The sequence below is a fragment of the Pseudomonas congelans genome (assembly GCF_900103225.1).
Taxonomy (GTDB): domain Bacteria; phylum Pseudomonadota; class Gammaproteobacteria; order Pseudomonadales; family Pseudomonadaceae; genus Aquipseudomonas; species Aquipseudomonas congelans.
This window is the reverse complement of record NZ_FNJH01000001.1, coordinates 985,945-1,000,069: the sequence shown is the minus strand read 5'-3', so window position 1 is coordinate 1,000,069 and position 14,125 is coordinate 985,945. Positions and strand designations below refer to the sequence as shown.

1 protein-coding gene (cut by a window edge) is annotated in these 14,125 nt (G+C 62.4%); it reads left to right on the top strand.

Going from position 1 to position 14,125, the window contains the following annotated elements; translation table 11 throughout:
* A protein-coding gene (gene syrE / locus BLR20_RS04190) for a non-ribosomal peptide synthetase (RefSeq protein ID WP_054994098.1) crosses the window boundary here: on the top strand, positions 1 to 14,125 show its final stretch. 14,246 nt of this gene lie to the left of the window's left edge; the window shows 14,125 of its 28,371 coding nt (coding positions 14,247–28,371); its start codon lies off the left edge, out of view; the stop codon is at positions 14,123 to 14,125.

Here is a 14,125-nt window from a genome sequence, read left to right as displayed (position 1 = left end):
CATGCGACGTTATCTGGGCTACTTCCAGCGTGTGCTGGAGGCCATGGTCGCCGACGACCAGCAGGTGCTGGAGCACGTCACCTTGCTGGGGGCCAACGAACGCGAGCATCTGCTGGCGGGCCTCAACGCAACAGAGGCGCCCTACCCGCAGGATTGCACGATTCATCAACTGTTCGAAGAAAGGGTTCAGGCGCAGCCCGACGCCATAGCCGTGTCCTTCGAGTCGCAACGCTTGAGCTATGCCGAATTGAACCGTCAGGCCAACCGTCTGGCTCATCATCTCATCAGCCTGGGCATCAGCCCGGATGATCGAGTGGCGATCTGCGTCGAACGTGGCGTGGAAATGATGATCGGCGTGCTCGGTGTGCTCAAGGCCGGTGCCGCCTATGTACCATTGGATCCGGCTTACCCGGCCGAGCGCCTGGCCTACATGATCGAAGACAGTGCGCCGTCGGCACTGCTGACCCAGCGTAATGTGCAGGCGCATTTGCCGACGCTGGACTTGCCGCGGGTGCTGCTCGATGACGATCAACGCGACACCTTCGTCGAACGCGACGACAACCCCGTGGTGGAAACCCTCGGCGCGCACAACCTGGCGTATGTGATCTACACCTCGGGCTCCACCGGCGTGCCGAAAGGCGTGATGGTCGAGCATCGCGGATTGCTCGCAGTCAGCGCGGCATGGGCGCAATTGTACGCACTGCACGCGCCACTCAATCACTTGCAGATGGCCGGGTTTTCCTTCGATGTATTCAGCGCCGACCTGATTCGCTCACTGGGTTTCGGCGGCACACTGGTGCTGTGCCCACGCGAGACCTTGATGGACCCGCCTGCGCTTTACCGTCTGCTGCGCGAGGCGTCGATCGGTTTTGCGGATTTCGTGCCTGCCGTACTCAATTCCTTGCTGGCCTGGGTGGAAGAAACGGGTCACGACCTGTCGTTCATGCGCACCGTGGTCTGTGGCTCGGATATCTGGACTGCGCACAGCGCCCGACAACTGCGCAAGCTTTGTGGCGATCATGTGCAGATCGTTCAGGCCTACGGTGTCACTGAGGCCAGCATCGACAGCACCTGTTTCGAGTTCGAGGCAACCAGCCAGGTCGACGGGGTCTTGCCGATTGGCCGGGCATTGGCCAACACGCGGATTTATCTGCTCGATGAGCTTGGCCAACCGGTTCCGCCGGGTGTTGCGGGCGAGCTGTATATCGGCGGCGCAGGTATTGCACGCGGCTATCTGAATTTGCCGCAACTGACTGCCGAACGCTTCATGGACAGTCCGTTCGTGGCTGGCGAACGGCTGTACCGCAGCGGCGATATGGCGCGTTATCGGGCTGATGGCAATATCGAATTTCTCGGCCGCAACGACTCACAGGCCAAGCTGCGCGGGCTGCGTCTGGAACTGGGCGAAATCGAAGCACGTCTGGCCGAGGTCGCGGGAGTGCGCGAAAGTGTGGTTGTGATTCGCGAGGACAGCAGCGGCACGCCTAAACTGATCGCGTATCTTGTGGAAGATGCCACCCGTGAACCTGCCGGCCCTGCCCTGACCCCACGTGCGCTGCGCCAGCAACTGCAACTCAACCTGCCGGAATACATGATCCCGGCAGCGTTCGTGCGCATGGCTGCCTTGCCGCTGAGCGCCAACGGCAAGCTGGATCGCAGAGCGTTGCCCGAGCCGGATGCCGAAGCCTTCGATCAGCATGATTTCGAAGCAGCCGATGGTCCGCTCGAGACGGCAATCGCCGCAATCTGGGCGGATGTGCTGGGCGTCGCACGCGTCGGCCGTCATGATGACTTTTTCGCGCTCGGCGGTCATTCATTGCTGGTCATGCGCGTGCTGGCTCAGGTCCGTCAGCAGTTGAATATGGAGGTTTCACCGTCAGCGTTTTTTGCAGCACCGGTGCTGCGGCAATTCGCCGAGCGGCTGGCCAATACGCAGGGCAACGCTGGTTTGGCGATCACACCTGTGCAACGTTCGGGTGCGCTGCCGCTGTCGTTTGCCCAGCAGCGCCTGTGGTTTCTCGCGCAACTGGAAGGTGGCAGCGCCGCTTACCATATTCCGGTGGGACTGCGTCTGCGCGGCAGCCTTGATCAGGCGTCGCTGCAACGCGCACTGGACCGTATCGTGGCCCGCCATGAGGCACTGCGCACGACCTTTGTAGAAGAGCAAGGACAGCCTCCGGAGCAGCGTATCTCTGCTCCTGAAACAGGTTTCAGACTGCAGTTGCAGGTACTGGCCGGGCAGACCGATGCCGAAGAACTGTTGCTCGCCATCGCTGCACAAGAGGCCGGCGAGCACTTCGACCTTGTCAATGGACCGCTGGTGCGGGGGCGTCTGGTGCGCATGGCCGATGACGACCATGTGTTGCTGGTGACCATGCACCACATCGTCTCCGATGGCTGGTCAACCGGGATTTTGAACCGCGAGCTGGGCGCTCTCTATGAAGCCTTCCACCAGGGCGCCGAGGACCCATTGCCGGCCTTGCCAGTGCAATACGCCGACTACGCGCTGTGGCAGCGTGACTGGTTGAGTGGCGACGTGCTGCAACAACAGCGTCAGTACTGGCAGCAGGCCCTGGCCGGTGCGCCAGCCCTGCTGACCCTGCCGACCGACCGGCCACGTCCGGCGCAACAGGACTACAGCGGGCAGACGCTGGAACTGGTGCTCGACACACAATTGACCCATGGTCTCAAGGCGTTGAGCCAGCGCCATGGCAGCAGCCTGTTCATGACGGTCATGGCCGCCTGGGCCGCGCTGTTGGCACGTCTGTCCGGTCAGGATGACGTGGTGATCGGTACGCCGGTGGCCAACCGCATGAATGCCGAGGTGGAGAGCCTGATCGGGTTCTTCGTCAACACCCTTGCTGTACGGGTCGACCTCTCGGGCGCGCCGAGCGTCGAAGCGCTGGTGCAGCAAGTCAAACAGCAGACCCTGGCAGCACAGGCAAACCAGGACCTGCCGTTCGAACAAGTGGTTGAAGTGGTTCGCCCGCAACGCAGCCTGTCCCACAGCCCGATTTTTCAGGCGATGCTGTCCTGGCAAAACAACGAGGACACCGCTCTGGTGCTCGGCGACATAACCCTGCAAGGCGTCGCAGTGGCCGGTGATACGGCCAAATTCGACCTGGCGCTGGACATCGGCGAGATGGACGGGCAACTGATCGGCACGCTGGAGTACGCCACGGCGCTGTTCGACGAAAGCACCATGCGTCGTTATATGGGTTACTTCCAGCGTTTGCTGGAAGCGATGGTGGCCGATGATCGGCAGGTGCTGGAGCAGGTGCCGTTGCTCGACACTGCGGAGCGCGAGTATCTGCTGAAGGATATCAATGCCACAGACCGCGCCTACCCTGCCGGTCAGTTGATGCATCGCTTGTTCGAGGCCCATGCCGAAACTGCACCGCAGGCAATTGCAGTCCGCCAGGGTGAGCGGACACTGACCTACGCCGAACTCGACAGCCGCGCCAACGCCCTGGCTCAGCACCTGCGTCAGCACGGTGTGATGCCTGGAACCCGGGTGGCGATTCTGCTGGATCGTTCGGTGGAATTGCTGGCCAGTATGCTGGCGACCCTCAAGTGCGGCGCGGCCTATCTGGCGCTGGATCGCCTGGCGCCTGAAGAGCGTCTGCGCTTCATGCTCGAGGACAGCGAAGCCATCATGCTGCTGACCCGTAGCGAGCTGACTGCACCTGAAATGACGCCGAGACTGGATCTGGACACACTGCAGCTGCCAGCGCTGAGCCAAGGGCCAGTCGTGCTTGCAGATCAAGTCGCAGGCGAGACCCCCGCGTGCATCATCTACACCTCCGGCTCCACCGGTCTGCCCAAGGGCGTGATCGTGACCCACAACGGCATTGTGCGGCTGGTCCAGGACAACGGCTACTACGAATTCTGCGCCGAGGACCGCGTGGCGTTTTCTTCCAACCCGGCGTTCGACGCCAGCACTCCGGAAATCTGGGGCGCGTTGCTCAATGGTGGCCAGTCGGTGATTATCGAGCCGCAGGTGCTGCTTGAGCCGGTGGCCTTCGCCGCTGTGCTCAAGCGCCACGAAGTGACAGCGATGATCAGCTCGACCGCCCTGTTCAACCTGTATGCAGGGTTGATTCCCGAGGCCTTGGCCGGCTTGCGCATGATCATGTGTGGCGGCGAACGCGCTGATCCGGCGTCGTTCCGTCGAGTCCGTGAGCACTCGACCCAGGTGCGCCTGTTCAACGGCTATGGCCCGACCGAGGGCACCACTTGTGCCACCAGCTACGAAATCTTCGATGTACTGCCTGACACCCTGAGTCTGCCGATCGGCAAGCCCAACGCCAACGTGCGTGTCTATGTGCTGGACGCCCGGCGCGAGCCGGTGCCGATGGGTGTGGCCGGCGAGATCTACATCGGTGGCACAGGCGTCGCTCTCGGCTACCTGAACCGCCCGGAACTGACCGCCGAACGCTTCAGTGAAGACCCGTTCAGTCAGCAGCCGGGCGCGAGACTTTATCGCACCGGCGATCTGGCGCGCTGGTTGCCGGACGGCAACCTTGAATATCTGGCGCGTAACGATGGGCAGGTAAAGGTCCGCGGCTTCCGCGTCGAACTTGGCGAAATCGAAAGCGTCCTGCACTTGTGCGACGGCGTTCGCAACTCCGTGGTGGTGGCGCACGAAGCCAGCCCGGGTGACACCCGTCTGGTGGCTTATTACACCGTGCATGCAGATGCTGAAGCGCCTGATCCTGAGGACCTGCGTACACAATTGAGTGCCAACCTGGCGGAGTACATGGTTCCGAGTGTGTTCATGCGCCTGGATGCCTTGCCGCTGACGCTCAATGGCAAGGTTGATCAGAAGGCGCTGCCGGTCCCCGACCTGAATGCCATGTTCGAGCGAAGCTACGTTGCGCCGGAAGGCGCCACCGAACAGGCCCTGGCGGAAATATTCCAGGAACTGCTGGGCCTTGAACGAGTGGGTCGTCATGACGGCTTTTTCGAGCTTGGCGGTCACTCGCTGCTGGCTGCGCAACTGGTTTCCCGTGTGCGTCAGCAACTGAACGGCGACATGGCGCTGCGCCAGCTGTTCAATCACCCGACCGTGGCCGAACTGGCGAAGGTGGTCGACGGCCTGCAAGCGGTCGACACCGTCAGTATCGAACCCGTCGAGCGTAACGCGCCGTTGGCGCTGTCCTTCTCACAGCAACGCCTGTGGTTCCTCGACAGGCTCGACTCGGGTGCCAGCAGCGCCTACCACATGCCGATGTCGCTGCTGCTGCGTGGCGAGCTTGATCACCGCGCGCTCAAGGCTGCGCTCGACCGTCTGGTTGCGCGTCACGAAAGCTTGCGCACCACGTTCGAGTTGCACGGCGAACAGCCGGTGCAGGTCATCGCTGCGGCAGACAGCGGTTTCGCCCTGGCAGAGCAGGACTTGCGCTCGCAGCCTTATGAACAGGCCAGCCTCAGCGCTTCACGCATCGCCGACAGCGAGGTCGCTGCACCGTTTGACTTGCGTCAGGGCCCGCTGATTCGGGGCCGTCTGCTGCGCCTGGCGGATGATGTACACATGCTGCTGATCACTCAGCACCACATCATCTCCGACGGCTGGTCGGTAGGCGTGCTGGTCAAGGAATTTACCGCCCTCTACCAGGCGTTCAGTCAGCATCAGCCGGACCCGCTGCCGGCCCTGTCAATCCAGTATGCCGACTACGCCGCCTGGCAACGCCGCACCTTTACCGGCGAGCGCCTTGCCGAGCAGGCCAACTTCTGGCGTGAGCACCTGGGTGGTGCACCGACGCTGCTGTCGCTGCCCACCGACCGGCCGCGTCCGGCGGTGCAAAGCTACCGCGGCGGCGCTGTGCCAGTGACGATCGATGCAGCGCTTCGTCAGCGTCTGGAGCGCTTCTGCCAGACCCACAACGTCACCCTGTTCATGGGCCTGCTCAGTGCATGGTCGGTGCTTATGGCACGTCTGGGCAACGAGCAGGATGTGGTGATAGGCGTGCCGAGCGCCAACCGTGGCCGCACCGAAACCGAGAACCTGATCGGTTTCTTCGTCAACACCTTGGCCCTGCGCGTCGATCTGGCGCAGAACCCGAGCGTGGCGCAACTGCTGGAACAGGTCCGCCAGACCACGCTGGCGGCCCATGAGCGTCAGGATATTCCGTTCGAGCAAGTGATCGAGGCACTGCAGCCGCCACGCTCGATGAGCCATAGCCCGCTGTGTCAGGTCGCCCTGTCGCTGGATAACACCAGCATCGGTGGCGAGTTGCAGCTGCCGGGCCTTAGCCTGCATCCCGTATTACAAGCCCATGAAACCGCACAGTTCGACCTGATGCTGACCCTGGGTAGCGAAAACGGCGCTCTCACCGGGGTCATCGAGTACGCCAGCGACCTCTTCGACCGCTCCACCGTCGAGCGTTTTGCCCAGCATTTCCATACCCTGCTCGAAGCGATGCTCGAGGATGTCGCGCAACCTGTGCTCGGCCTGCCGTTGCTCAGCGCGGCGCAGCGTCTGGCCTCGCCAGCTCTGCTGCAGCCCAAGGCGGTATTCGCATCGGGCCTGATGGTGCATCAGCGCTTCGAACAGTTTGCGGCCGCCCATCCGCAGGGCATCGCACTGGTCTTTGCCGGGCATGAGGTGAGTTACCGGGCGCTCAACCGCCGTGCCAACCGTCTGGCCCGTGAACTGCTCGCCCAAGGCGTGCGTCCCGATGACCGGGTAGCGATCCTCGCAGAACGGGGCACACAGATGATCTGCGCGGTGCTGGCGGTACTCAAGGCCGGTGCGGCCTACGTCCCCCTTGACCCGGCTTACCCTGCCGAGCGTCTCGGCTACCTGCTGACAGACAGCGCGCCTGTGGCGTTACTGGCACAGTCTGCCTGCCTCGACGTGCTGCCAGCGCACAGCGTGCCGTTGCTGACCCTCGGCACGGACAATGACGATGCTGATTTGGCCGATGAATCGCTGGACTGCAACCCTGAGCCTGACGCTCTGTGTCTGTCCCGCGAGCATTTGGCGTATGTCATTTACACTTCCGGGTCCACAGGCCTGCCCAAAGGTGTCCTGGTGGAGCACGGCAACGTGGCACGCCTGTTCGACGCCACCGCCGGGCAATTCAACTTTGGCCGTGAGGATGTCTGGACGCTGTTCCACTCCTTCGCCTTCGATTTCTCCGTATGGGAAATCTGGGGGGCGCTGTGTTACGGCGGCAAACTGGTCATCGTCCCGAGTGAGGTGGCGCGTTCGCCGGATGACTTCTATGCGCTGGTCTGCGAGCAGCAGGTCACCGTTCTGAACCAGACGCCAAGCGCTTTCCGCCAGTTCATCCAGGCCCGCGAACGCAGCCCGCAAGAGCATGCGCTGCGTGAAGTGGTGTTCGGTGGTGAGGCTTTGGACTTCCGCAGCCTGCGGCCCTGGACCGCACGCACACCGTTGTCACGTACCCGTCTGGTGAACATGTACGGGATCACGGAAATCACCGTGCATGCCACTTACTACCCGATCAGCCAGGCGGAAATCGACACGGCCATGCCAAGTCTGATCGGCCCGGCGCTTGACGATCTGTGCCTGCGCATTCTCGACGACTACCAGCAACCGGTGCCGGTGGGCGTCAATGGCGAGATTTATATCGGCGGTGCCGGGGTCGCCCGGCACTACCTGAACCGCACGGAACTGAATGCCGAACGTTTTATTGCCGACCCTTATGCCGTGCACAGCGGCGCACGCCTTTATCGCACCGGCGACGTTGCGCACTACCGTAGCGACGGCGGCGTGGTCTACGTCGGCCGCAATGACTCGCAAATCAAGATTCGCGGCTTTCGTATCGAGCTGGGTGAGATCGAGGCGCAATTGCTCGCCTGCCCCGACGTCCGTGAAGCAATGGTGATCGTGCGTGAGGATCGCCCCGGCGACAAACGCCTGGTCGCCTACCTGATTGCCGAGAGCGGCACTGCGCCCGAGTCAGCGCTTCTGCGCAGCCAACTGGCCAGCGTACTGGCTGAACACATGCTGCCAAGCGCTTTTGTGACCCTTGAGGCCTGGCCGTTGACCACCAACGGCAAGCTGGACCGTGCGGCCCTGCCTGCGCCGGACCAGTTCGCTACGGTGAGTCGCGAATACGAAGCGCCGCTAGGCAGCCTCGAAATAACCCTGGCCGCTGCCTGGCAGGAATTGCTTGGAGTGGAACGTGTCGGTCGCCAGGATCACTTCTTCGAACTTGGCGGTCACTCCTTCCTCGTCATCAGCCTGATAGAGCGCTTGCGTCAGATCGGCTTGCTGCTGGATGTGGGCACGGTGTTCTCGGCGCCGACCCTGCAAGCCATGGCCGCGGTCCTGGCGGGCGGCACTAAGGCGGAACGGGTCGCCCCGGCGAACCTGATTCCCGTCGATTGCACGGTGTTGACCCCGGACATGCTGCCGTTGGTGAAACTGACCCAGCAGGAACTAGAGCATATCGTTGCAGATGTGCCAGGCGGCGTCGCCAATGTTCAGGACATCTACCCACTGTCGTCGTTGCAGGAAGGCATCCTGTTTCACCATCTGTTGCAATCAGAAGGCGACGCCTACCTGATGCGCACCATAGCGACCTTCGACAGCCGTGCCCTGCTCGACAAATTCCTCGGCGCGCTGCAAGTGGTGATCAACCGCCACGACATCATGCGCAGCGCCCTGCGCTGGCAAGGTCTTTCGCAACCGGTGCAGGTGGTCCATCGTCACGCACAGCTGCCAGTCATTCAGCTCGACGCCGCACCCGGTGAAGACGCCTTGCAGATGCTGCGCGAACGCACCGATACCTACCATATGCGTCTGGACCTGCAACAGGCACCGCTGATCGCCGCGTATATCACTTACGATACCCGGCAGGAAAAGTGGCTGATGGCGTTGCTGGACCATCACCTTATCAGCGACAACGTCACCCTGCGCCTGATCATGGGCGAGATCCAGGCAGTGATGGACGGACGCGCCGACACCCTGCCGCCATCCCAGCCTTATCGCAACTTCATCGCCCGGGCCGCGTGTGTTTCCCAGGCCGAACATGAAGCCTACTTCCGGCAACTGCTGGGAGATGTCGATACCACCACTGCGCCCTACGGCGTGCTCGATGTGCGTGGCGGCGACGCGGCAATCCTGCGTTCGGTGCAGGATCTGAGCGACGATCTCAGCGCGCGGATCCACAGCAGCGCACGGGCCCAGGGCGTGCCAACCTCGGTGCTGTTCCACGCGGCATGGGGTTTGGTGGTGGCGGCCACCAGCGGCCGCGACGACGGGATTTTCGGTACCGTGCTTTCGGGACGTTCCCAAGGTACCTCCGGCGCCAACCATGCGCTGGGGATGTTCATCAATACCTTGCCGATGCGTATTCGCCTGCAACAAAACAGCGTGCGCGATATCGTTCAGGACGCCTACCAACAGCTCAGCGGCCTGCTGACCCACGAGCAGGCGCCTCTGGCCCTGGCGCAGCGCTGCAGTGCAGTGGATGCATCGCTGCCGATGTTCACAGTAATCCTCAACTGCCGTCACGGTGATCTGGTGAACACGGCCGGGGAAAACATCGAGGACATGAGCGAGGAGCAGGAAGGTGTTCATTTCCTGGGCTCCGAAACCCGTACCAACTACCCGATCGAAATTGCCGTAGCCAATGAGGCCAATGGCTTTTCGCTGACCGCGCAGTCTATCGATGGCATCGACCCGCACCGGATTGCCGCCTACCTCGGGCAGGCGGTTGCCGAGCTGGTCAACGCTCTCGAGCAGGATCCGCAGCGCCTGGCAAGCAGCCTGGAAGTGATCCCGCAGGCCGAGCGGCAACTGCTGCTCAACGACTTCAATGACACCGCCAGTGAATTCGCTCCGGCAGTGCCGATCCATGCCTTGTTCGAACACCAGGTCCGCTGCAATCCCGAGGCTGTGGCGCTGGTCTACGAAGACCGTCAACTGAGCTATCGCCAGCTCAATCGCCGCGCGAACCACGTGGCCCGGCAGCTGCTGCACCTCGGTGTGCAGCCGGACGAGCGCGTAGCCATCTGCGCCGAACGCAGTCTGGACATGATTGTCGGCCTGCTGGGCGTGCTCAAGTCCGGTGCCGCCTACGTGCCGATCGACCCTGACCACCCGACTGACCGCATGGCCTTCATGCTGCAGGACAGCCAGCCGCGTGCGCTGCTGACCCAGAGCGCACTCAGTCTGCCGGTTGGCGACACCCCGCTGATGCTGCTGGACAGCGCTGAATCGCTGCTGGCGGCGGATGATCAGGCGTTCGACGCCAATCCGGTGGTAGACGGCCTGACGGCGGAAAATCTGGCTTACGTAATCTACACCTCAGGCTCCACTGGCCAGTCGAAAGGTGTGATGGTCGAGCACCGTTCGGTGTTCAACTTCTGGAACGTGCTGACCCGCACGACCCATCAGCATTGCCCGACACCGGCCACCGTGGCGCTGAATGCCGGTTTCTTCTTCGACATGTCGATCAAAGGCATCTCGCAATTGTTCTCTGGCCACAAGCTGGTGATCATTCCGCAACTGCTGCGTGCCAACGGCAGCGAACTGCTGGACTTCCTGGAAGCTCATCAGGTTCATGCCTTCGACTCCACGCCGTCGCAGCTCGACACCCTGCTCTCGGCCGGCCTGCTGGAACGCAGCAGCTATCAGCCGGTCAGCGTGCTGCTGGGCGGTGAGGCGATCAACGCCAGCACCTGGGACAAGCTGCGTAACTGCCCGACCATCCGCTTCTACAACATGTATGGTCCGACCGAGTGCACAGTGGACGCGACCATCGATCTGATCCGCGATCTGGGTGAAAAACCAAGCATCGGCCGACCCATCGCCAACGTTCAGGTGCATGTTCTGGATGCGCGTGGCGAGCCGGCACCTCTGGGCGTCGTCGGTGAAATTCACATTGGCGGTCGTGGTGTGGCCCGTGGTTACCTCAACCGTGACGAGCTGAGTGCCGAACGTTTCATCGTCGACCGGTTCTCCGATGTCGCCAATGCGCGTCTTTACAAAACCGGCGACCTGGGTCGCTGGCTGGCAGACGGCACGCTGGAATACATGGGCCGCAACGACTTCCAGGTGAAGGTGCGTGGTTTCCGCATCGAGCTGGGTGAAATCGAAAACGTTCTGCTGGCCATACCCGGTATCCGCGAGGCGGTAGTGATTGCCCGCAACGATAGCCAGGGCGACTCGGAGAGCCAGCGCCTGGTCGCTTATGTCTGTGGCCAATTGGTGGCAGCCGAACACTTGCGCAGCGAATTGCTCAAGCATCTGCCGGAGTACATGGTGCCCAGCGCTTTCGTCCAGCTGGACACCCTGCCGCTGACCGCCAACGGCAAACTCGACCGCCGTGCGCTGCCCGCCCCCGGTCAGGATGCGTTGGCCAGCAAGGCTTACGAGGCGCCGCAAGGCGAAACCGAAGAGGCCATCGCCGAGATATGGAAAGCCTTGCTGCATCTGGATCAGGTGGGCCGCAACGACGGGTTCCTTGAACTGGGGGGGCATTCGTTGCTCGCTGTGCAGCTGCTGTCGCGACTGCGGCGCAAGCTCGGTACACGAATCACCTTGCGTGAACTGTTCGACGCCCCGACCGTGCGTGGCCTGGCTTCGCTGGTCAACGCCGCTGCGCCAGGTGAAGCACAGTCGATTCCGAGGGCCAATCGCTCGGGTCGCCTGCCTCTGTCCTTTTCCCAGCAGCGCCTGTGGTTCCTCGACCATCTGGATCACGCCGCGGGTGCGGCCTATCACCTGCCGATGGCGTTGCGCCTGACAGGGTCACTTGACACGGCTGCCCTGGAGGCAACGCTGGATCGCCTTGTGGCCCGCCACGAAACCCTGCGCACGCGTTTTGAACTGGTGGACGGTGAACCGGTGCAGAAGATCGCCCCGGCGGATAGCCGCTTTCCGCTGTTGAAACAGGATCTGCGTGACCTTTCCAGTGACGAGCGCACTTCAACCCTGGCCCGTCTGGGTCAGGAAAATGCCACGCAACTGTTCGATCTGACCAAGGGCCCGATGCTGCGCGGGCATTTGCTGCAGGTTGCGGATGCCGAGCATGTGCTGTTGATCACGCTGCATCACATCGTCTCCGACGGCTGGTCCAACAGTGTTCTTGCTCAGGAAGTGAGCGTGCTTTACGCCGCCTTCAGTCAAGGTCAAAAAGATCCGCTGCCCGCGCTGCCACTGCAATACGTGGACTACGCCGCCTGGCAGCGGCAATCCCTCGACGGCCCCGCGCTGCAGGCCCAGATCGATTTCTGGCGCAAGCATCTGGAAGGTGCGCCAAGCGTGTTGAATCTGCCACTGGACCGTCCGCGTCCAGCCATCCAGAGCTATACCGGCGGGATGGTCGAGCATGTGTTCTCGCCGGCATTGAGTGCCGACTTGCGTGCCTTCAGCCAGGCTCAGGGCAGCACGCCGTTCATGGTTCTGCTGGCAGGATGGTCGATGCTCATGAGCCACTTGAGCGGGCAGACCGATGTGGTGGTCGGTACGCCCGTTGCCAACCGCCAGCATCCCGAGCTTGAGCCGATGATCGGCTTCTTTGCCAATACGCTGGCATTGCGTGTGCCGACCGAGCGAGAGACGCGTGTGAACGACATGCTCGACCGGATCAAAGACCTCACGCTGGCTGCCTACAATCACCAGGACTTGCCGTTCGAGCAAGTGGTGAGTGCCTTGCAGCCAACCCGCAGCATGAGCCACAGCCCGTTGTTCCAGGTGATGCTGAGCCTGGATAACACGCCGCCTTCGCTGCTGCAATTGCCCGACCTGGAAGTCGAGTTGCTGGACAGCGAGCATCACACCACGCAGTTCGATCTGTCGTTGTCACTGGTGGACTCCAGCGAAAGCCTGAGCGGCGGCCTGCAATACTCCAGCGACCTGTTCGACAAAACCACCGCACAGGCCATCATGCAGCTGTTTGCCAGGGTTCTGGAAAATATGGTGCGCGACGCTCGGCAGTCGATCGGCCAGGTGCTGGACAACACGCCAGTGCTGCCGCATTCGACGCATACCGCGGCTATCGCCGCGACGGTCGAGGAAGAACAGCCTGAAGCCCTGCCTTACGAAGCGCCCGAAGGTGACACCGAGATCGCCCTCGCCAACCTCTGGAAAGAGTTGCTCAAGCTGGACAAGGTCAGTCGCCATGACGACTTCTTCAAGCTGGGCGGTATTTCCCTGATGGCGGTGCAAATGGCCTCGCGCTTGCGCAAGGTGCTCGGCAAACCGATCGCGGTCCGCGATCTGTTCATCGAGCCGACCATTGCCGGTTTTGCCAGAACCCTGGACGGCCAGGCACGCCCCGGCCAGCACAGCAACCTGGTGCCGGTCCGTCGCACAGGCTTGAAAAGACCGCTGTTTCTGGTCCACCCGCTGGGCGGCGAAGTGCAGTACGTTCGCGATCTGGCTGCGGCGATCGACCCGCAGGTTCCGCTCTATGGCTTGGCCGCCAGTGGTCTGGCGGCTGGAGAAACGCCGCTGTTTGAGGTGCCGGCCATGGCTGCGCGTTACCTGGCGGCGATTCGCCAGGTGCAACCGAAAGGACCTTACCGGATCGGCGGCTGGTCTGCGGGTGGGCTTATCGCTTATGAAATGGCCCGCCAGCTGCAGTCCAGCGGTGAACAGCTGGAGTTCCTCGGCATTATCGACACCTCCGCGCGTCTGGATCAGCAAGCGCCGGAGACACTGAGCGAAGGTCAATTCCTGATGGACTGGCTACCCGAGCAGATAGACCCCGAGGTATTCCGGCAGCTCACCGAGCTGGCCGGCTCGGATGACATCGCTGAAATGCTGGCACTGTGCATGGCGCACCAGCTGCTCCCGGAGGAACTGCCGCAGGACGTCGATGCCACCTTGTTACGCAGCCATCTTGCAGTCGCCCATGCGACCCATGTCGCGATCGGTGCCTATGTCACCCCGCCTGCTCCGCTTACGGTGACGCTGTTTACCGCCAGCGCCGAGGAGCGCGACGATCCGCTGCTGGGCTGGACGGCCCTGCTTGACTCTCCGGTGAGCGTTACCGAGCTTCCCGGCACCCACGAAACGCTGGTCAGGGCACCTCATGTCAGTGCGCTGGGCCAGGCAATCTCCCGGGCACTGAACAAGGAGCACGCCCACGAGACCCGCAGAGAAGAGGTTTCACGTTCGATAACAGCACCAGCTGAGTAG